The following is a 20,806-nucleotide window of genomic DNA, read 5'->3' on the forward strand; positions in this document are numbered from 1 at the left end:
CCATGCTGCTGGAAGCCGCCGTCGTCCTGTGCCTGACCAACGCGACCGACATGGCCGTGTCCGGATCGGTGCGCGACAGCCGCTCCAAATTGACCTCGGCCAGGCTCGACGGAACCAGCCTCACCTATCGCGAACCCCTGGCCGAGACGCCGTTCCCGGCGGTGGACGCCGGCCGGACCGGCTGCGCCGATGTCGACGCTTTGGTCCTGACCAAGCCGCAACTGGTGATCCGCGGCGGCCGATCGGTCGGCGGCGGCCAGCATCGCGGCGACACCGTCTGCCGGCCGACGCGGCCGCTCAAGGCCGGCGAACGCCTGACCTTCGTCTATCGCAAGAGCTTCCTGGGCCCGCTGACCTGCAAGGAGATCCGCTGATGCCGTTGATCGTCGCGCCGCCGCCCCAGCCGCCCGCCCAGCACGCCGCCCCGCCCTCCAGCGACAGCCGCTCGGCCGTCGTCTGCGTGCGCGCGTCCGGCCCGCGCCCGCTGTTCTTCACCGGCAAGCTGACGCCCAAGAAGCCCGGCTCCAAGCCGCCCGGCGATTTCGAACTGCCGCTGAAGGCCAATGTCGACCAGTGCAACAACCTGCTGCGCTCGAAGGTCGCCGACTGGACCCTGTCGGTGACCACCCCGGGCTTCAAGGCCTGCTATTTGCCGGCGCCGGAGTTCGGCCAGCGCGTGACCTACAGCGCCAAGGCCACGGCCCGGGGCCTGGCCTGCGCGCCGATCGCCAAGTCGCCGATCGGAAGCTGGAAGTGATCCGACCCCTAGGCCTTGTTGACGCTGTTGGCCTTGATCTGGGCCGCGCCGCGCGCGTCCAGGTCCTTGCGCGTGGCCTCCAGGCTGAGCGGCCCCAGCAGGGTGGCGTTGACCGCGTCCATGCCCGGCGCCGCGGCGCCGGGCTTGCGGGCGATCAGGTAGCGCAGCGAGAGGCGTTCGTTGTCGGCCGCGTCGGGCTGGGTGCCGTGCAGGGTGCAGGCGTGCCACATGGCCGCGTAGCCGGTCTTGCCGGTCAGCAGGTGCTGGCGGGTCTGGACCTCGTGGCCGCGCCCGTCGCGGTACAGCCAGCCGCCCTCGTTCTTCGTGAGGTCGTGCGGGAACAGCGTCCCGCCCAGCTTGTGGCTGTCCTCCAGCAGGAACAGCGGGGCGTCGTGCGTCCCCACGTCATGCAGGTAGACGTACAGGGTGATGAAGTCGGCTTCCCGGTCCTTGTAGTCGATCAGGTCCTGGTGGAAGTCGATGCCGTAGAAATAGGTGATGTCCCGGAACGGGGCCTTCACATAGGCGCCCAGGTTGTTGACCGGGTTGCCGGCGATGCGGGCCTTGAGCCAGTCGGGCACGACGCTGGCCGGCACGCCGCAGATCAGCTTCTTGAGCAGGATCTCGTAGCCCTCGCCCAGCAGGGCGTTCAGGGCTTCGACGATCGCCGGGTCCTTCTCGACGAAGGCCAGGTCGTCCTCGAACCGCTCCAGCAGGTTGCGGCCGGGCGCGGGGTTCACCCCGATATATTGCGGGTCGGCGTCGAACTCGGCTTCCGACAGGAACAGGTCCGCATCGAACGTCCGAAGCGCCCGGATCTTGGCCAGCAGGGCGCTCGCCGCCGCCGGATCCACCCCGCCGCCGAACACGTGATAGCCGCGCGCGATGAAGTCGCCCACCACCGGGTGGGCCACGTCCGTCGAGTGCTCGGCTGCCGTCATCGTCCTGATCTCCAAACCCGCGAAATCAGACGCCTCTTTGGTTAACGAACCATCCAAGCCTACGCAGGAAGGAGCCATACAATGGCCGACGCTTACATCTTCGACGCCGTGCGCACGCCGCGCGGCAAGGGCAAGAAGGACGGGTCTCTGCACGAGATCACCGCCCTGTCCCTGGCCACCCAGGTCCTGGAAAGCCTGCGCGACCGCAACGGCCTGGACACCGCGTACGTCGACGACGTCGTCCTGGGCTGCGTCGCCCCGGTCGGCGAGCAGGGCAGCGACATCGCCCGCACCGCCGTGCTGACCGCCGACTACGCCGAGAGCGTGGCCGGCGTGCAGATCAACCGCTTCTGCGCCTCGGGCCTGGAAGCGGTGAACATGGCCGCGGCCAAGGTCGCGTCCGGCGAGGCCCAGCTGGCCATCGGCGGCGGCGTCGAAAGCATGAGCCGCGTGCCCATGGGCAGCGACGGCGGCGCCTGGCCCACCGACCCCTCCTCGGCCTTCAAGACCTATTTCGCCCCGCAGGGCGTGTCGGCCGACCTGATCGCCACCCTGTACGGCTTCTCGCGCGACGACGTCGACGCCTACGCGGTCGAGAGCCAGAAGCGCGCCGCCGCCTCGTGGGCCGACGGCCGCTTCAAGAAGTCGGTGATCGCCGTGAAGGACCAGCTGGGCCTGACGATCCTGGACCACGACGAGACCGTGCGCGGAAACACCACCATGCAGACCCTGGCCTCGCTGAACCCGTCGTTCCAGGGCATGGGCGACATGGCCTTCGACGCCGTGGTCACCCAGCGCTATCCGCAGGTGGAGAAGGTCAACCACGTCCACCACGCCGGCAACAGCTCGGGCATCGTCGACGGCGCCGCCGGGGTGCTGATCGGCACCAAGGAAATGGGCGAGGCCCTGGGCCTGAAGGCCCGCGCCCGTATCAAGGGCGCGGCCTCGATCGGCAGCGAGCCCTCGATCATGCTGACCGGCCCGTCGCTGGTCACCGAGAAGCTGCTCAAGAAGCTGAAGATGGAGGTCAAGGACATCGACCTCTACGAGCTGAACGAGGCCTTCGCCGCCGTCGTCCTGCGGATGATGCAGGCGCTGGACATCCCGCACGACAAGATGAACGTCAACGGCGGCGCCATCGCCATGGGCCACCCGCTGGGCGCCACCGGCGCGATGATCCTGGGCGCCATGGTCGACGAGCTGGAGCGCTCGGACAAGGAAACCGCCCTGATCACCCTGTGCGTCGGCGCCGGCATGGGCACCGCCACCGTCATCGAACGCGTCTAAGATCCAAGGACCAACGACAATGGAAAACTTCAAGATCGAGGTCGACGGCGACGGCATCGCCCTGGTCACCTTCGACGTGCCCGGCCGCACGATGAACACCCTGACCGCCTCGGTGATCCGCGAGATCGGCGAGGTGGTCGAGACCATCAAGTCCGACGCCGCCATCAAGGGCGCGGTGATCACCTCGGGCAAGACCACCGGCTTCTGCGCCGGCGCCGACCTGGGCGAACTGGGCGACGCCGAGGGCGGCGTCGGAGGCGGCGACCTGAAGGCGACCTTCGACGCCGGCTTCGCCCTGAACAAGGCCTTCCGGGCCCTGGAGACCGGCGGCAAGCCGGTCGCCGCCGCGATCAACGGCCTGGCCATGGGCGGGGGCCTGGAAATGACCCTGGCCTGCCACTACCGCGTGGTGGCCGACAATCCGAAGATCCAGCTGGCCCTGCCGGAAGCCAAGGTCGGGCTGCTGCCCGGCGGCGGCGGCACCCAGCGCCTGACCCGCCTGATGGGCGTGATGGCCGCCGCGCCCTTCCTGCTGGAAGGCAAGTCGATGAAGCCGGCCGAGGCCCTGGGCTTCAAAGTCGTGCACGAGGTGGTCCCCGCCGGCCAGGAGGTCGAGGCGGCCAAGACCTGGGTCAAGACCAAGGGCGACCCGGTCGCGCCCTGGGACAAGAAGGACTTCAAGATCCCTGGCGGCGGCCCCTACACGGCCAGCGGCAGCCAGGTGTTCATCATGGGCAACGCCATGCTGCGCAAGCAGACCTACGGCAACTACCCCGCCCAGCTGAACATCATGAAGGCGGTCTATGAGGGCCTGCAGGTTCCGTTCGACGCGGCCATCCGCATCGAGACCCGCTACTTCCTCAAGACCCTGATGTCGCCGCAGGCCAAGGGCATGATCCGCACCCTGTTCCTGTCCTTGCAGGAACTGGGCAAGGGCTCGGGCCGTCCGGCCGGCGTGCCGCACTACGACGTCAAGAAGGTGGCCGTGCTGGGCGCCGGCATGATGGGCGCGGGCATCGCCTATGTCCAAGCCATGGCCGGCATCGAGACCGTGTTGATCGACCAGACCCAGGAAGCCGCCGACAAGGGCAAGGGCTACGCCGAGGGCCTGGTCAAGAAGGCCGTCTCGCGCGGCAAGCTGACCCAGGAGAAGGGCGACGCCATCCTGGCCCTGATCCACCCGACCGCCGACTATGCGCAGGTCAAGGGCAGCGATCTGGTGGTCGAGGCCGTGTTCGAGAACCGCGACGTCAAGGCCGAGGTGACCAGGAAGGCCGAGGCCCAGCTGGCCGACACCGCGATCTTCGGCTCCAACACCTCGACCCTGCCGATCACCGGCCTGGCCAAGGCCTCGGTCCGCCCCGCCTCGTTCATCGGCATCCACTTCTTCTCGCCGGTCGACAAGATGGGCCTGGTCGAGATCATCATGGGCGAGCAGACCAGCCAGGAGGCCCTGGCCAAGTCGATCGACTACGTCCTGAAGATCAAGAAGACCCCGATCGTCGTCAACGACAGCCGCGGCTTCTACACCAGCCGCTGCTTCGGCACCTTCGTGCAGGAAGGCATGGAGCTGCTGGCCGACGGTTACGCCCCGGCCATCATCGACAATGTCGGCCGGGCCACCGGCATGCCGCGCGGTCCGCTGGAGATGCACGACGACGTCGCGCTGGACCTCTCCTACAAGATCGCCCAGCAGACCAAGAAGGACCTGGGCGACAAGTACGAGGAGCGCCCCTTCACCGCGATCATCGAGAAGATGGTCGAGGGCGAGGGCCGCTACGGCCGCAAGAACGGCAAGGGCTTCTACGACTATCCGGAGAATGGCCCCAAGGTGCTGTGGAAAGGCCTGTCCGACCTGGCGCCGGTCAGGATCGCCGAGGTCGACAAGACCGGCATCGAGGAGATCCGCACCCGGCTGCTCTATCGCCAGGCCGTGGAAGCCGCCCGCTGTTTCGAGGAAGGCGTGATCACCGACCCGCGCGAGGCCGACGTCGGCGCCATCCTGGGCTGGGGCTTCGCGCCCTGGACCGGCGGCCCGGTCAGCCTGATCGACGGCGTGGGTGCGACCAAATTCGTCGAGGCCTGCGACACTTTGGCGCAGAAGTATGGGGCGCGTTTCTCGCCGCCACAATTGCTGCGCGACATGGCCGCCAAGGGCGAGACTTTCTATAGCCGATTTGGGGTCAAGGAACAGGCCGCCGCCTAGCCTGCCCGTCCACCCTATACTTCGAGGAGGGCTCGCCCAGAAAGGGCGAGCCCTTTTCATTTAGATATACATCATAACTTGTAACGACGTTTTACGAATTTCAATTTGATATATACTAATGTCTCGGATTATGATCAACAACAGGTGTGGCATATATTGGATTTATAAAATTCTATAACAATTAAGAGTTCACAAGTCTGCGACGTAGTCGTTTTATTCTACTTGGCGCTCTTGCATTAGTTCACCGCCCAGGAAATCCTTCGACGGGGCCCCATCCCCTTCACGACAAGGTTCAACCAGCCCTCGAAGACAGACGCCGCCGCGGATCGCTCGATGCCGCCGGAAGGGCTCGTAGTCATCGGCAGTCGCGGCCAGCGCATCCGGATTTGCTGCACTGCGAAAAATGATTGTTTTAGTCTGTCACGAACCCTTGGCATGTATCGGCCGACCGCGTTTTGACTGAGTTGCTTTTCGTTGGCGGCTCTCGAGAAGCCACAGGCGGTGACAAGAAGAGAGTATCACCGGAACAATACTTGCTAGCCAACGCGGCAACTGTTGATTGTATCACTAAGTAACGTGGGGCAATTTGTCGCGCTTGCTGCTGATAAATCAGCGTTACGGCAAAATGCCTAGTTTTTATACTTTAGTCTACATTAGGCAAATAGCACCACGGTACCTCTCGTTAACCGATGAATGTTGATCTCTCCCCGCTCACGGAGAGGCACATGACTCGATACTTTACCGCCAAAGGCGTCGAACTTTTCCTGTCAGCGACGCCGAACAGCTGGCCGGCCTACAGCTCGGCCAAGGAAACCCGCGTAGGGACCGCGAACAACGACGTCTTCCAAGGCTCCGGCGGCGATACGCTGATCGGCGGCGCGGGCGACGACACCTATTACATGTGGGACAAGATCTCGGTCGCGGTCGAGAACGCCGGCGAGGGGATCGACACCATCGACGCCCGGTTCTGGGGTCCGGCGACCCTGTCGGCCAATGTCGAGAACCTGCTGCTCAATTCCGCGGGATCAACCGCGGGGACCGGCAACGCCCTGAACAACATCATCGTGGCGGGAACCGTCGGCGCGACGCTCAACGGCCTGGCCGGCGACGACGTGCTGGTCGGCGGCGCGCAGGGAGACCTGTTCAAGATCGCCGCCGGCAACGGCTCCGACGCCATCATGAACTTCAAGCCCGGCAGCGACGTCATCCAGCTCAGCGGCTACGGCGTCACCAGCTTCGCCCAGCTCCAGACCCTGGCGACCCAGAGCGGCGCCGACGTGAAGCTCAGCTTCTCCAATGGCGAGAGCCTGGTGATCCGCGACACCGCGCTGTCCAGCCTTACCGCCTACGAGTTCGGCCTGAAGCCCGATCCCGCCGCCATTCCCGCCGGCTATTCCCAGCTGGTCGGGCCCGGCAAGGCTTACACCGCGCACGGCTGGTACGTGCTCAACAACGTCTGGAACCCCGGCAACCTGGTCTACGGGACCGACTATACGATCGACAGCGCCTACAGCGCCGCCGACATGACCTTGAAGACCACCTTCAACTGGTCGTTCCCGGTGACCACCGACTCGGCGCACACGATCCGCGCCTATCCCGAGGTGATCTTCGGACCGGCCCCGATGAGCGGCGGCCACAAGGCCAGCGACATCACCACCGTCCTGCCCGCCCAGGTCAGCGGCCTGACCGCGCTGACGGCCGACTACGACGTCAGCTACAAGGGCAACACCGGCGGCTTCAACGTCGCGTTCGACATCTGGCTGACGGACACGCCCAACGGCGGCGCCGACACCGTCACCACCGAAGTGATGGTCTGGGTGCACAAGGGCGACTTCGACGCCTTCGGCCAGCAGGTCGGGACCTATTCCAACGGTTCGGTCACCGGCAAGATCTACGCCTCGACCACCGGCGACTGGACCTACACGGCCGTCGTCCTCGACCAGGACATGCCGAAGGGGCAGCTCGACATCGCCAATATCCTGACCGCGCTCAAGGGCCTCAACCTCGTCTCCTCGAACGACTACGTCGCCTCGGTGGAACTGGGATCGGAGGTGGTGTCCGGAGCCGGCTCGCTGACCATCAACAATCTCGACCTGAACGTCCAGACCCGGGCGGCCGACGGAACCTTGACCACCATGCATGTGGAGGGGTCCGACGTCACGACCACCATCTCGCACCCCGCAACCGAGCCGGCCCCACAGCCCCCCGCGCAACAGCCCGACACCTCGGGCGACGACAGCGTCGTCTATGACGGGACGGCGTCGACCGTCCAGGGCGGCGACGGCCACGACACGCTGGTGCTGAACGTCGCCGCCACGGTCGATCTATCCGCCACGGCCGACCAGATGGTCGGCGGCGCGGTCGTCACAGGGTTCGAGGACGTGGACGCCTCGGCTTCGACCGGCGCGGTCGCGCTCACCGGCGCGGCCGACGACAACATCCTGACGGGCGGCGTCTATGCCGACACCCTGTCGGGCGGCGACGGCGCCGATACGTTGCGCGGTCGTTCGGGCAACGACACCCTCGACGGCGGGAACGGCAACGACATCCTCGACGGCGGGGCGGGCGTGGACACGATTCACGCCGGGGCCGGCGACGACAAGGTCGTCTACGACGCCGCCGACTCCGTCATCGACGGCGGCTCGGGACGCGACACGCTGATCGTCAAGGTCGGCGCCACGGTCGATCTTAGCACCTTCACGACAAACCAGGTCGTCAGCGGTTCGGCCTATGTCTCGGGCTTCGAGAATCTCGACGCCACGGGCGCGACCGGCGCCGTCGTGGCGACCGGCTCGGAGTTCGCCAACACCCTCGTCGGAACCGCCTTCGCCGACAAGTTGGCCGGCGGCGCGGGGTCCGACATCCTGGCCGGCGGAGCCGGCGCCGATCTGTTCGTCTTCGGCCCCTATAACCCCGGCGACGCCGACCGGATCACCGACTTCTCGACGAGCCAGGGCGATCGGATGGACCTGTCCGCCATCGATGCGGTTGTCGGCGGGGTGGACGATCCTTTCGCCTTCATCGGCCAGGAGGCCTTCCACCATGTCGCCGGCGAGCTCCGCTACGGCGTGGTCACGGGCGGCGTCGTGGTCCAGGCCGACATCAACGGCGACGGCCTCACCGACTTCTCCATCCAGCTCTCGGTCAGTTCGCTGACCAGCAACGACTTCATCCTGTAACCGCCCGCGCGGTTGCTCAAGGCAGACTCCATGGACCGCCGGGCGCAGAGCCCGGCGGTCCATTCGTTTATGAAGAGGCCATTCGCCTCAGAGGCGCGATCCGATTTACCTTAAGGTTACTTTCAAGGCCTGGATTCCGAAGACAAAACATGTCCTCCGGAGGCAATGCCGCAAGCATGATTAATGTAGTTTAAACCCTACATCTATGGCAGCCGTTAATCTCGATACCTCATAAGGAGCCATGAACACTGGTCGACCTCGGACCAGACCGCATTACGGATAACGAACATGACGACGATCACCTCGGGTCGTGACTTGGTCGCGATGTCGCCGCCGCCGGAAGTCCGGGTGAACTGGATCCGGATCGGCTTCCTGGCGCTGAACGTCGCCACGTGGGTCGGCATCGTCGCGGTCGTCCGCCTGCTCGGCTGAGCACGGCCGCGAACCTTCGCCGCCCGTTCGAATCAGCGCTCCAGAAACTCGCAATCCGGCGCTAACCGACCTTCGGCCTTCTGGCCCAACGGCCGGCCGATGCGCGCCCTCGGCGGCCCCCGCCCCACGGCGCCGGGCGAAGTCGCCGTCCATCGCGAAGATCGGACTTCGCGACATAGGCCCAAGGCCGGCTGATCGCCGCCGCGCCAGCCCTGCCCACTGCCTGCACAATGCGCGCCCCGACCGCTCGAGGGCGCTGAACCGCCGCGCGCGCTCTGGCGCGGCGAGGCGTTCTGAGCAAAAACCGGCCGCGATCGTGAGATATACGATCACGGCCCGGAACAGGAGCGGTGGAAACCATGTCTGCGCTCAACGACAACCCGTCGCGCCCCAGGCCGTCGCGCCGCTGGGTGCTGCAAGGGGCCGCGGCGGCCAGCGGCGGCCTGCTGGCCAACCTCAGCCCGCCCGTGGCGGGCAAGGTGCTGCAGCCGCGGATGGGGCAGCCGACGCAACCCGTTTCGCGCGAGGCGTTCGGCCTGCATCTGGTGGGGGTCGCCGGTTGGGACCAGGGGGCTGGCGCGTCCAGGAACACCCCGCTCACCACGTTCGGCTGCCGGTCGGTGCGCGTCTGGGACACGGGAGCAACCTGGCGGCGCATCGAGGGGCGCGGCAAGGGCGACTACGACTGGTCGCGGCTCGACGCCGAGATGGCCGTCTGGAGCAAGGGCTTCGACGACATCCTCTTCTGCCTGGGCCAGGCTCCGGACTGGGCGTCGGCGCCACGGCGCGGCGAGAACGACTCGTGGAATCCCAACGCGCCGAACAACAGCCAGGACGCGGCCGACTTCGTCACCGCGCTGCTGCGGCGATATCCCCGGATCACCGGCCTGGAGCACTGGAACGAACCCGACAAGCGCGGCCAATTCTACAACGGCACGGTCGAACAGCTGGCGCAGATCAGCGTGGCCCAGGCGCGCGCGGCGCGCGCCGTCCGGCCCGGCATCGTCATGGTCGGCGCCGCGCCGCAGTCCTTCGGCGATCGCGGCGACTATCTGCGCCGCTATCTGCGCGCCCTGAAGGCGATCGGCGGGGCCGGAGCGATCGACGTCGTGTCGGCTCACACCTACGTCATGCCCCGTCAGCCCGAGCAGATCGGCCTGCTGGCCGAGACCCTTCGCGGCGTCGCCGACGACGCGGGCTTCAACCTGCCCCTATGGTCCACCGAGTTCGGATGGGGCGGGATCAGGAACGCGCCTCAGGCGGGCGGCTTCGCCGACGCCGCGACCGGCGCCAAGGTCGCCGCCGCGGGCGCGGTCATGTCGCAGGACCAGGCGGCCTCGTATATCGCGCGCGCCTACCTGGTGTCGTTCGCCTCCGGCCTGACGCGCCAGTACTTCTACGCGGTCGACAAGCCGTTCTCGGCCCTTCGGCTGATCGATTTCTCCAACAAGGCCAGGGTCTTGCCGGCCGGCCGGGCCCTGACCTATCTGACCGGACTGCTGGGCGGCGGCCAGATCTCGGCGCTTTGGTCCGAGGACGACCTGCGCAGCGCCGAATTCGTCTCCGCCGACGGCCGGCGCGGTCGCGCGTTCTGGTGCCTCGACGGCCGGCAGGCCTTTGTCGATCTGACGGGTTTCAAGGCGGTGCGCGCGGTCACCGGCGAGGCCGCCCCGCCTCCGTCTCCGCAGTATCCGGTCACGGACTCCCCGGTGTTCGCCTTCGTCTGACCCGTCGACAGCGACCGTTATCGGCCGCATTCGTTTCAAGTCCGACGTCTCGCGGCCATGGTCCCGCCGCACCCCGCCGCTAGAGCTTGATCGGGTGAGATCGAGCCCGCCCTTGACGCACCCCGCCGCCGGCCCGGCCGGATCGACCGCGTCGCCCGGGACCGCCCCGAGGGACGCCAGGGAGACCGCCATGCCCGCGACAAGGCCGTCTCGCCGACGGCGACGCCGGCTGGCGATCGGCGCCGCCTCGCTGGCCTTCCATGGCCTGCTGGGCTGGGTGCTGCTCAAGGCCGTTCCCGCGCCGCCGGTGCTGGTCGAGCCGCGCAGCGTGGTGGTCCAGCTCTTGGCGCCCGCCCGGCCGCGTCCGGCCGAACGGCCCGCCGCATCGCGCGCCCAGTCCGCGCCCCTCCATCTCCCGACGCCGCGCCCGGCCCCGCCGCCGCCCGTGTCGCCGGTCGCGCCCTCGCCGCTGCCCGCGGCTCCCGGGACCATCGTCGCCCCGCCCGGCTTCACGGCCCGGGGAACCCTGACCGGCGGCGGCGAGGCCTTGCGCCAGGCCGCGCGCCGGAGCGCCTGCACCGAGGCCGACATCGTCAAGCTGACCAAGGCCGAGCGCGACGCCTGCGCCGAGGCCCTGGGGGCCAAGCACAAGAACGGCCCGGCGCTGTACGCGGCGATCGACCCCGACAAGAAGGCGGCCTTCGACGGCGACTGCAAGAAGGACGACGACTGGTGCCTCTACCGCGCCGGCAAGGGCCCCTATCCCGGCCTGTTCGCCCTGGGCCGGAAGAAGAAGATCAAGGGCTGGGATTGATCCGTCCGCCCTGGAGACGGCGTCGAAACGCGGATCGAAGGAAGGCGCTGACCGGTGGTTGACTTCGCTTCTCGATGGCAATAGGCGCTCGGGGATCGTTTTGGTTCTGCGCCTGTGGGGCAGCGGACTGATCTGGCGGCCGACGGCGGACGGGCTGGACGGACGGGCTCGAAGAGGCTGACGACAATCGAACCACACTTGCTCTATGTCGGGCACGAAAAAGTGCCGGTCCTGATCGTCGACAACTATGTCGCCGACCTTGACGCGATTGTCAGTCGCGCGCGCGCGCTGTCTCCCTACCCGCAAGCTACAGGCCCATACCCAGGCGAGCGCCATTTCATCATGCCAGGCGATAGCCTGATGGCTGATTACATCAGTCCCATGTTGAACACCTTGGCGCCCACGATCAGCGATGCATTCAACGCAGACATTTTGGGGGCCACATCGGCATCCCTATCAAAGGTCACGACGCGCCCTGAAAAACTCACGAGGCATCAGAGCCACCCGCATTTTGACGACACCAGTGGCAAGATGATCGCCATTTTGCACTACCTGACCCCCACCATGGGGACCGCCCTCTACCGCCATCGCGCCACTGGATTGGAGCGAATAACCCAAGACAAGCTCGACTACTATTTAGCGTCGATAGCGCATCTCGGGGCTCGCGAAAGTTATATATGCGGATCAAACGACGAATATGAAATGACCGCGGAAATCACCGGGCACCGTGGCAGAATTGCCGTTTACCCAAGCAATGCTCTTCATTCGGGAATGATTCCTTCAGATCACTTCACGGACCTGGGATGCCAGGAACGACTGACTGCGAACGTCTTCATTCGCCTTGCATAGCCCTCGCGGGGCGGATGGGCGCAGTCGCAATTCCCGCGGCGATGCTGTCAGCCTAGGGCGACTTGGTGTCCAGCGTGAAAACGGCTCTCGCCTCCGCCCCCTTTGAAGCGGACATCGTGACCCGCCCGGAAGGTTGATTTTCGGAGGGGCGTCAGGCGCTGGACATTTCGCAAAAGGCGTCCGTCATGGGTCGATCTCGCGGCGCTCGTTGAGCATGCATCACCTGTCCTTCCCTGCTGGAAGGCATACCCAGGTGGGACCCACGACGGACCAAGCGCTTAGGCCCCTACGCCCATCGCCCGTCGATTTCCTAGCTGGAAGGGTGGTGCCGCTTACAGGACTCGAACCTGTGACCCCCTCATTACGAATGAGGTGCTCTACCAGCTGAGCTAAAGCGGCGCGCTTCGTCTCCGGGACCGGTCGGAACAGACCCGGAAGACACTGGTGCTCCCGTCGCCAAATCACCGACCCGGCGCGAGGAGGGGCCTATTTAGCGGCGCGCGGGCCGCTTGCCAAGCGTCGGCGTGAACCGGCGTTGCGGCGCGGCGCCGGACCGCCGGTTTCGGGCTCCGGCGGCGGGGCCGCGTCGAAGCCGCCCGGACCGATTCCCGGCCCGATTCCAGGATCGTCCGGGATGGGCATCAAGGCGCCGCCGGTCTCGGCCGCCCGCACGAACGGCGTGGATTCGGCATAGGCCGAGGGCAGTTGCGGCAGCTCGCTCATCGTGCGTTCGCGGCGCTCGAAGCGCGGATGGATCAGCTCGCCGGTCTCGGCGTAGCTGACGGTCAGCCGCGCCCAGTCGTCGCGGGCGTAGGCGAAGGCGCGGCCCTCGGGGTCGAGGTCCGACCAGTCGGGCTCCTGCGGCGCGGCCGCGCCCCGGGCGACCCAGGCGCGGGCCTCGTCGGCCTCGCCGTTGGCGTAGGCGACGCGGGCCATCAGGCCGGCCACCCTCGCGGTCAGCGCCTCCTCGGGAAGCAGACGGGCGGCGGCGCGGGCGGCGAGCGGATCGCCGCCGATCAGGGCGCTCTCCACCTTCAGCAGCCGGCTCTCGCGGGCCTCGGGCTTCAGGTTGGCCAGGGCCGCCAGGCGGGCGGCCCGCAGCTTGGGGGTCTCGCTGGTCTTCAGATCGCGATAGGCCAGCCACAGGGCCGGGTGCGGGGCCTGTTTCCAGGCGGCCTCGATCAGGGCGCTGGCTTTGGCGGCCTTGCCGTCGGCGGCCTGCAGGCGCGCGGCCATCACCACGCCTGGCGCGAACTCGGGCTTGAGCCTAGCCGCCTGGGTCGCGAAGTCCAGCGCCTGGGCCAGGACCTTGGGGTCGTCGGACTCCTCCAGGCCGGCGGCCGAGGCGGCTAGCAGGGCGGCCCGCGCGCGCTCGGCGACCAGGGGCGGGACGATCTTGCGCTCCAGGGCGCCCCGGACCAGCTCCAGCGCGGCGTTCCAGTCGCCGGCCTCCAGCCGGGCCTCGAGCAAGGCGCGCCAGGCCCAGCGGGCGGTCTTGGCCAGGCCGTAGGCGGTCTCGGCGTGCCGCAGGGCCAGGGCCTTGTCGCCCTCGGCCAGGGCGGTCTGCATCAGGCCGCGCAGGCCCGCCAGGCGCATCTCCGGAAAGCCCAGCATGGCGTTGTAGGCCTGGCGGGCGGCGACGTGGTCGCCCGCCGCCTCGGCGGCCTGGGCGGCCAGGACCCGGACCAGGGCCGGAGCGTCCTCGGCCAGTTCGGAGGCCTTCTGGGCCAGGCGGCGGGCTTCGGAGCCGTCGCCGGCGGCCACGGCCAGGAAGCCGCGCGACAGGGCCTCGACGCCCTGCTTGCGCTTGGCCTCGGCCCGGGCCCGGGCGGCGCGCTTGGGCGCCTCGACCACCCACAGCAGGCCGCGCCACAGGATGGTGGCCAGCAGAGCGGCGAACAGGGTCAGCAGAGCGGCGGCGGCGGCCGTCATCTCGACCCGCCAGCCCATCCAGTCCAGGCTGGCCGCGCCGGGCTCGCCGGTCAGGGCGACCACCGCCACGGCCAGGGCGGCGACCAGGAAGAAGACGATCGCCGCCCGGATCATGGGGCCACCGGGACGACGGGCGTGGCGGCGACCGGGGCGGCCGGGGCCTGGGCGCGCGTCACCTGGACCAGGCCCGCCAGGGCGTCGGCGCGGATGGCGGCGATGTGGCGATCGATCTCGACCCGGCGCTCGGCGGCGGCGCGCCAGGGGGCCAGCACCGTCTGGGCCGGCGCCGGCAGGCGCTCGACGGCGGTCAGCGCGCCCTCGATGTCGCCCTCGTTCACCAACGTCTGCGCACGGCCCAGCACCGCGTCGGGGCTCTGGCCCTGGGTCGAGCCCACCTGGCGGATCGAGACGATGCTGGACAGGGCGTGCCGCAGTCGGGCCAGGAAATCGGCGTTGCGGCCGGGGTCGCGGGCGGCGACGGCGGCGCGGCCGGCCAGGGCCGCGAACTCGTCGGCCAGGCCCGCGCGGGTCGGCGCGCCGTCCTGGGCCAGGCGCGCCAGGGCCCGCAGGTCGGGCGACAGGGGCAGCACCCGCTCCAGGCTGACCAGCTCCTCGGCGAACGGCCGCGCGGTGCGGGCGGCGTCGGCCAGGGTGGCGGCGGCCAGGGCCGCGCCGGCGGCGTCCAGCGCCCGCTGCTGGCCGGTCTCGAGCACGGCGACCCGGCCTTCCAGCTGGGCCACGTCCTCGGCGGCCAACGGCGGGACGGCGGCGACGCTGGGCGCGCTCCGGAACGACGGAGCAGCGGGCGACGGCGACGGAGCCGGACCGCCCGCGGACTGCTGGACCGTCGGCGGCGCCTTGGCGCGCGAGAACCAGGTCGGGCCGAATCGCGCCAGGGCCGCGCCGGTCGCCACGCAGAGGATCCCGAAGGCGATCAGCGCCCAGAAGCCCGGCCCCAGCAGGCGACGACGGCGATACAGCGCCGGGTCGCGCGGCGCATCGGAGTCAACGGGATCTGGAGCGAGCGTCATGCGCCATTCGTGCCCCACGCCGCCGCGCCGCGCAATGTTCAGCTAGAGCATTTTCGCGCGAAGCGGGCGCCGGCTCGCATGAAGAAAATGCGCCAGAACAAGGATCTAGGGCGCGAGCAGACCCAGCAGCGCGGTTTCGGTCGGGTGCGGCGCGGACATCACGCAGCCCAGGCCGCCCGCTTGCACCAGCGTCCCGAGCGGCCGGGCCACCGCCGCCGACAGGCACAGCGCCCGCAGGCCCGGCGCGGGGCGCTCCGCCAGCCATCGGGACAAGGCCCGCGCCGCGCGCGGCGAATGCAGCAGCACCGCCTCCAGCGCGTCCAGCCCAGCCAGGGTCGCGGGGGCGGGATCGCGGTCGACCGTTTCGTAGACGGCCACGCGCCGGGCGCACAGCCCGGCCGCGACCAGGGGCGAAACCAGGTCGCCCGCCGGCTCCAGGGCAGAAGGATGCAGCACCGCGCCGTCCAGGCGCTCGGCCTGGCCCAGGATCAGGCCCGCCAGCGCCTGGACGTCGCCGTCGGCCGAGGCGACCGTCGCGAAGCCGGCCTCGCGGGCCGTCTTCGCGGTCCGCTCGCCGACCGCGAAGACCGGCCGATCCCGATCGCGATGGAGGCGGGCGAAGGCGGCGACGCCGTTGGCGCTGGTGAAGGCCAGGGCGGCGACGCCGGCCAGGTCGAGGCTCGGCGACAGGTCGCGGACCTCCAGCAGCGGGTCGACCAGCGGCGCCAGGCCCATCGCCTGAAGGCGGGCGGCGGTGGCTTCCGCGCCCGGCGAGGCCCGGGTGACCCAGATCCGCCGCGCGCCGCCCGTCATCGGCCTACTCGGTCAGGATCAGGGCCGGGCCGCCCTCGGCGCGGACGGCGCTTCCAAGCTCCAGGCCCAGGGCCCGGGCCTCGTCGGTCGCCTCGTGACCGGAGAGGGTGATGGCGCCCTCGCGCCGGAAGCGCTGGGCGCCGTCCGGGGTCAGGGCCTCGACGATCAGGGTCAGGTCCAGGCCGTCCAGCCGGGCATGGGCGCCGACCGCCGTGCGGCACGAGCCCTCCAGGGCGTAGAGCGCGCCCCGCTCGGCGGCGACGGCCAGGGTCGTGGCCTGGCAGCGGACGGCCTGCAGCCAGGGCAGGTCGACGTCCTCGGCCCGGGTCTCGATCACCAGGGCGCCCTGGCCCGGGGCCGGCGGGGCGGCCAGCGGGTCGAGCCAGCTGCGGGTCAGATGGCCCAGGCCCAGGCGATTGAGCCCCGACTGGGCCAGCAGGATGGCGTCGGCCTCGCCGCGTTCCAGCTTGGCCAGGCGGGTGTCGACATTGCCGCGCAGCATGACGATCTCGAGGTCGGGCCGCACGTGCAGGGCCTGGGCCTGGCGACGCAGCGAGGCCGTGCCCAGGCGCGCGCCCTGGGGCAGGTCCTCCAGGCGTTCGGCCACGGAACTGATGAAGGCGTCGCGCGGATCCTCGCGCTCGGGCGTGGCGGCCAGCACCAGGCCCGGCGGCAGTTCGGCGGGCATGTCCTTCAGCGAATGGACGGCGCAGTCGATGCGGCCGTCCAGCAGCGCTTCCTCGATCTCCTTGGTGAACAGCCCCTTGCCGCCGATCTCCATCAGCCGGCGATCCTGGATGCGGTCGCCGCTGGTGACGATCGGGATCAGCTGGGCGAAGGCCTCCGGATCGTCGCCGGGACCGGCGCCGAGCGCCGCCGCGATGCGGGCCTGCATCAGGCCGGACTGGGCCAGCGACAGCTTCGAGCCGCGCGCGCCGATGCGGATGGGTTGCCGGGACACGGTGGGGGCGTTACCTGCAGAGCGAATAAGAGCCTTCGCTGCTACAGGAGCGGCGAGACCCCGGCAACCGAATGACGCCCCTTACGAAGTCGACCCTCACCATCCTCGGCCTGGAGACCAGCTGCGACGAGACCGCCGCGTCCGTCGTGCGCCGGGACGCGGACGGCCGCGTCGAGGTGCTGTCGTCGATCGTCGGCACCCAGTTCGAGCAGCACGCCCCGTTCGGCGGGGTGGTGCCGGAAATCGCCGCCCGCGCCCACGTCGAGGCCATCGACGCCGTGGCGGCCGAGGCCATGCGCGCGGCGGGGCTGGACTTCGGCGCCCTGGACGGGGTGGCCGCCACCGCCGGCCCGGGCCTGGTGGGGGGGGTGATGGTCGGCCTGGCGTTCGGCAAGGCCGTGGCCCTGGCCCGCGACCTGCCGCTGGTGGCGGTTAACCACCTGGAAGGCCACGCGGTCTCGGCCCGGCTGGGGGCGTCGATCGATTATCCGTTCCTGCTGCTGCTGGTCTCGGGCGGTCACTGCCAGCTCCTGGAAGTGGCCGGGGTCGGGGCCTGCACCCGCCTGGGCACCACCATCGACGACGCGGCGGGCGAGGCCTTCGACAAGATCGCCAAGAGCCTGGGCCTGCCCTATCCGGGCGGTCCGGCCCTGGAGAAGCTGGCGGCGACCGGCGACCCGAGCCGGTTCGACCTGCCGCGCGCCCTGCTGGGCCGCAAGGACTGCGACTTCTCGTTCTCGGGCCTGAAGACCGCCGCCGCGCGGCTGGCCGAGAAGATCACGGACGCGCGGGAGCGCGCCGACCTGGCCGCCGCCGTCCAGTTCGCCATCGCCCGCCAGCTGTCCGAGCGCACGGACCGGGCGATGAAGCTCTACGCCGCCGGCCATCCGGGCCAGGCCCTGCGCTTCGTCGTGGCCGGCGGGGTGGCCGCCAATGGCGCGGTGCGCGCCGCGCTGCAGAAGAACTGCGCCGATAACGGCTTTTCGTTCGACGCCCCGCCGCTGGCCTATTGCACCGACAACGCCGCCATGATCGCCCTGGCCGGGGCCGAGCGGCTGGCGGTCGGGATCTCCGACGACCTCGACGCCGTGGCGCGTCCGCGCTGGCCGCTGGACGAAGCGGCGGCGCTATCCAATCCGAGCAACAGTTTCGGCCGCAAGGGAGCCAAGGCATGACCTTCACGCACGCGGGCGTCATCGGCGCCGGGGCCTGGGGCACGGCCCTGGCCCAGGTCGCGGCCCGGGCGGGCCTCCAGGTCACCCTGCAAGCGCGCGAGCCCGAGGTCGTCGCCTCGATCGCCGCCGACCGCGAGAACGCCATGTTCCTGGCCGGGGTGAAGCTGGAGGAGGCCATCATGGCTTCGGCCGACATGGCCGCGCTGTCAGCCTGCGACCTGATCCTGGCCGTGCCGCCGGCTCAGCACCTGCGCTCGGCCCTCACGGCCCTGAAGCCGCACCTGCAGGCCGGCGTCCCGGTGGTGCTATGCTCCAAGGGCGTCGAGCAGGGCACGCTGAAACTGATGAGCGACGTCGCCGCCGAGGTGCTGCCGGGCCAGCCGATCGCCGTGCTGTCAGGGCCCAGCTTCGCCGGCGAGGTGGCGCGCGGCCTGCCCACCGCCGTCACCCTGGCCTGCGAGGACGAGGATCTGGGCCGCCGGATCGGCGCGGCGATCGCCATCCCGACCTTCCGCCCCTACTGGGCCGCCGACGTGATCGGGGCCGAGGCCGGCGGGGCGGTGAAGAACGTCCTGGCCATCGCCTGCGGCATTTCCGAGGGCAAGGCCCTGGGCCGCAGCGCCCACGCCGCCCTGATCACCCGCGGCTTCGCCGAACTGACCCGCCTGGCCGTCGCCCTGGGCGGCAAGGCCGAGACCGTCGCCGGCCTGTGCGGCCTGGGCGACCTGGTCCTGACCTGCTCCAGCCCGCAGTCGCGCAACATGAGCGTCGGCTTGGCCCTGGGCGGCGGCCAGACCCTGGACCAGGCCCTGGCCGGCAAGGTCTCGGTGGCCGAGGGCGTCGCCTCGGCGCCGGCTGTCCGCGCCCTGGCCCGCTCGCTGGGCGTCGAGACTCCGATCTGCGAGGCCGTCGCCGCCATCCTGGCCGGCGAGGTCGACGTCGACAGCGCCATCCTGGGCCTGCTCTCGCGGCCCCTGAAGGCCGAGGCCTGATCCCTTTCGAAGAGGAAACCGCAATGCCGCTCTACGCCATCATCTGCAAGGACAAGCCCGGCGCGCTCGAAACCCGCCTGGCGACCCGTCCCACCCACCTGGACTATCTGAACAACTCGAAGAACCTGAAGCTGGCCGGCGCCCTGCTGGACGACGACGGCAACCCCATCGGCTCGATCATCGTGGTCGAGGCCGAAGACAAGGCCGCCGCCCAGGCCCAGGCCGACAACGACCCCTTCACCGCGGCCGGCGTGTTCGAAAGCGTCGAGGTGCATTTCTGGCGGCTGGCGATCGGCAGCGTCTAAAACTGTCATCCCGGACAAGCGAGCAGCGCGCCGATCCGGGACCGACGCCTGAGCGCCGGCGCTTCCGGCGGTCCCGGATAACGGCTTCGCCGTTTCCGGGATGACAATCATATTTGAACCCCATGTCCCGCACCGACCTCGCCAACCCCGCCCGGCCCGCCGCTGGCACGATCCTGTGCCCGCTGGACGAGATCGCCTCGCCCGGCGCGCGGGGCTTTCGCTTCCGGGTCGAGGACGCCGTGTTCGCCGGCTTCGTCGTCCGGCGGGGCCAGGCCGTGGTCGGCTACGTCGACAGCTGTCCGCACGCCGGCTGGCCCCTGGCCGGGCCGAACGGCCGGTTCCTGACCCGCGAGAACGACCTGATCCTCTGCGCCGGCCACGCGGCCCTGTTCCGGATCGAGGACGGAGCGATGGTGGCCGGGCCTTGCCAGGACGTCGCCTTGACGCCCTGGCCCGTAAGGATCGAGGGCTCGGATATCGTCGTCGTCTAAATCTTTGTTTTAACGCATTTTCTTCACGCGAACCGGTGTCCACTTCGCTCGAAAATGCTTTCGAACCTCGTCTTAACCCGTTCGACCTAGGCTTGCGCCCGACACAAACCGGGAAACCGCGCCATGGCCGACGGGTCCACGACCAATTTCGACGCCGAACTGACCGACGCCCAGGACGCCCGAGGCTTGGGGGCCAAGCTGCGTTCGTTCGCCAAGGTCAACCCACGCTTCGCCCCGGACCTGGCCCGCACCATGCTGGCCAGGCGCGACCATTCGGTGGTCGAGGCCTTCAACGCCCACAGCGAAAAGACCGGCTACGAGTTCACCTCGGGCTGGGCGTCCAACAACATCCCGTTCGTCACGCCGCTGCTGCGCGCCTTCGCCGGCAAGCGCGGCGACGCGCCGATCCGCTATCTGGAGATCGGGGCCTATGAGGGCCGCAACCTGGCCTTCATGGACTGGCTGATGCCGGACCGCCTGGACGTCACGGTGATCGATCCCTGGTTCGACGAGGCCCTGAACCCGGAAGAGAAATACCACGCCGTCGAGCCGCGCTTTCACCGCAACATGGCCCGCACCTCGTTCCGGTCGATGACCGCCCGCAAGGGGTTCTCGACCTACGAGCTGCCCAAGATGCTGGCGGCCGGCGAGCAGTTCGACCTGATCTATGTCGACGGCAGCCACACGGCCCTGGCCGTGCTGATCGACCTGTGCTTCTGCGCCAGCCTGCTGAGCGTGGGCGGCATGATGGTGCTGGACGACTACTGGCACGACATCAGCGAGATCGGCGGCCCGGGCGTGAAACAGGCCACCGACCAGTTCTACGGCGCCTTCGGGCGGTATTTCGAGATCACCGCGGTGTACCGGCAGGTGGCGCTGACCAAGATCGCCGAAATTCCGCGGTAAGAGACGAT

The 20,806-nt window shown here is 69.3% G+C and carries 19 protein-coding genes and 1 tRNA gene; 14 read left to right on the forward strand and 6 right to left on the reverse strand.

Translation table 11 applies throughout. From position 1 onward, the window contains the following. The first annotated feature begins 2 nt into the window (after positions 1–2). Positions 3–374 carry a hypothetical protein gene (locus BM066_RS14520; RefSeq protein ID WP_018113353.1) on the forward strand — a complete coding sequence of 124 codons (372 nt, stop codon included), beginning with the start codon at positions 3–5 and terminating at the stop codon, positions 372–374. Further along, the gene (locus tag BM066_RS14525) at positions 374–757 is read left to right on the forward strand and encodes a hypothetical protein (protein ID WP_018061282.1); all 384 of its coding nucleotides are present in this window, start codon (positions 374–376) and stop codon (positions 755–757) included. The genes BM066_RS14520 and BM066_RS14525 overlap by 1 nt, the downstream gene beginning before the upstream one ends. Before the next feature lie 8 nt (positions 758–765). Here the strand turns inward: BM066_RS14525 and BM066_RS14530 are convergent, their stop codons facing one another. After that, positions 766–1,698, reverse strand: a complete 933-nt coding sequence (locus BM066_RS14530) for a phytanoyl-CoA dioxygenase family protein (protein WP_018061283.1) — start codon at positions 1,696–1,698, stop codon at positions 766–768. Positions 1,699–1,779: 81 nt separating this feature from the next. Between BM066_RS14530 and BM066_RS14535 the strand changes: the two genes are divergently transcribed. The 7 genes from BM066_RS14535 to BM066_RS14560 all read left to right on the forward strand — a co-directional run bounded on the left by BM066_RS14535 (position 1,780) and on the right by BM066_RS14560 (position 12,192). Beyond that, positions 1,780–2,985 (forward strand): acetyl-CoA C-acetyltransferase, encoded by a 1,206-nt coding sequence (locus BM066_RS14535; RefSeq protein ID WP_018061284.1) that lies wholly within the window; start codon positions 1,780–1,782, stop codon positions 2,983–2,985. Positions 2,986–3,004: 19 nt separating this feature from the next. After that, complete coding sequence (locus tag BM066_RS14540; protein WP_018113355.1) at positions 3,005–5,191, forward strand: 3-hydroxyacyl-CoA dehydrogenase NAD-binding domain-containing protein; 2,187 nt, start codon at positions 3,005–3,007, stop codon at positions 5,189–5,191. Between the two features lie 725 nt (positions 5,192–5,916). Next, positions 5,917–8,370 (forward strand): GH12 family glycosyl hydrolase domain-containing protein, encoded by a 2,454-nt coding sequence (locus BM066_RS14545; RefSeq protein WP_018113361.1) that lies wholly within the window; start codon positions 5,917–5,919, stop codon positions 8,368–8,370. 288 nt (positions 8,371–8,658) lie between these two features. Next, positions 8,659–8,802 carry a hypothetical protein gene (locus tag BM066_RS26475; RefSeq protein WP_018113360.1) on the forward strand — a complete coding sequence of 48 codons (144 nt, stop codon included), beginning with the start codon at positions 8,659–8,661 and terminating at the stop codon, positions 8,800–8,802. Positions 8,803–9,161: 359 nt separating this feature from the next. Continuing rightward, the gene (locus BM066_RS14550) at positions 9,162–10,529 is read left to right on the forward strand and encodes a glycoside hydrolase 5 family protein (RefSeq protein WP_029589487.1); all 1,368 of its coding nucleotides are present in this window, start codon (positions 9,162–9,164) and stop codon (positions 10,527–10,529) included. 190 nt (positions 10,530–10,719) lie between these two features. Further along, positions 10,720–11,343 carry a hypothetical protein gene (locus BM066_RS14555; RefSeq protein WP_018113358.1) on the forward strand — a complete coding sequence of 208 codons (624 nt, stop codon included), beginning with the start codon at positions 10,720–10,722 and terminating at the stop codon, positions 11,341–11,343. A 198-nt stretch (positions 11,344–11,541) separates the two neighbouring features. After that, a complete protein-coding gene (locus BM066_RS14560; RefSeq protein ID WP_143093740.1) occupies positions 11,542–12,192 on the forward strand; it encodes a DUF6445 family protein in 651 nt (216 codons plus the stop codon). Positions 12,193–12,515: 323 nt separating this feature from the next. On the opposite strand, the gene BM066_RS14565 is transcribed toward BM066_RS14560, so the two are convergent. From BM066_RS14565 to hemC, 5 genes are all read right to left on the reverse strand, one after another. Then, a tRNA-Thr gene (locus BM066_RS14565) sits at positions 12,516–12,591 on the reverse strand. Positions 12,592–12,678: 87 nt separating this feature from the next. Further along, positions 12,679–14,238 (reverse strand): heme biosynthesis HemY N-terminal domain-containing protein, encoded by a 1,560-nt coding sequence (locus BM066_RS14570; RefSeq protein WP_089929016.1) that lies wholly within the window; start codon positions 14,236–14,238, stop codon positions 12,679–12,681. Beyond that, on the reverse strand, positions 14,235–15,155 hold the full coding sequence (locus tag BM066_RS14575) for a COG4223 family protein (protein ID WP_089929018.1): 921 nt from the start codon (positions 15,153–15,155) through the stop codon (positions 14,235–14,237). The genes BM066_RS14570 and BM066_RS14575 overlap by 4 nt, the downstream gene beginning before the upstream one ends. A 105-nt stretch (positions 15,156–15,260) precedes the next feature. Beyond that, on the reverse strand, positions 15,261–15,968 hold the full coding sequence (locus BM066_RS14580; protein ID WP_089929020.1) for a uroporphyrinogen-III synthase: 708 nt from the start codon (positions 15,966–15,968) through the stop codon (positions 15,261–15,263). Between the two features lie 4 nt (positions 15,969–15,972). Next, positions 15,973–16,929, reverse strand: a complete 957-nt coding sequence (gene hemC / locus BM066_RS14585) for a hydroxymethylbilane synthase (protein WP_089929023.1) — start codon at positions 16,927–16,929, stop codon at positions 15,973–15,975. A 71-nt stretch (positions 16,930–17,000) separates the two neighbouring features. Between hemC and tsaD the strand changes: the two genes are divergently transcribed. From tsaD to BM066_RS14610, 5 genes are all read left to right on the forward strand, one after another. After that, positions 17,001–18,104, forward strand: a complete 1,104-nt coding sequence (tsaD, locus tag BM066_RS14590; protein ID WP_089929026.1) for a tRNA (adenosine(37)-N6)-threonylcarbamoyltransferase complex transferase subunit TsaD — start codon at positions 17,001–17,003, stop codon at positions 18,102–18,104. Continuing rightward, positions 18,101–19,096, forward strand: a complete 996-nt coding sequence (locus BM066_RS14595) for an NAD(P)H-dependent glycerol-3-phosphate dehydrogenase (RefSeq protein WP_089929029.1) — start codon at positions 18,101–18,103, stop codon at positions 19,094–19,096. The genes tsaD and BM066_RS14595 overlap by 4 nt, the downstream gene beginning before the upstream one ends. Positions 19,097–19,119: 23 nt before the next feature. Next, positions 19,120–19,401 carry a YciI family protein gene (locus tag BM066_RS14600; RefSeq protein WP_089929031.1) on the forward strand — a complete coding sequence of 94 codons (282 nt, stop codon included), beginning with the start codon at positions 19,120–19,122 and terminating at the stop codon, positions 19,399–19,401. A gap of 122 nt (positions 19,402–19,523) precedes the next feature. Then, on the forward strand, positions 19,524–19,892 hold the full coding sequence (locus BM066_RS14605; RefSeq protein ID WP_089929033.1) for a Rieske (2Fe-2S) protein: 369 nt from the start codon (positions 19,524–19,526) through the stop codon (positions 19,890–19,892). Between the two features lie 123 nt (positions 19,893–20,015). Beyond that, a complete protein-coding gene (locus tag BM066_RS14610; protein ID WP_089929035.1) occupies positions 20,016–20,798 on the forward strand; it encodes a class I SAM-dependent methyltransferase in 783 nt (260 codons plus the stop codon). Positions 20,799–20,806: the final 8 nt, after the last annotated feature.

It is taken from the genome of Caulobacter sp. UNC279MFTsu5.1, from assembly GCF_900114015.1.
Classification (GTDB): domain Bacteria; phylum Pseudomonadota; class Alphaproteobacteria; order Caulobacterales; family Caulobacteraceae; genus Caulobacter.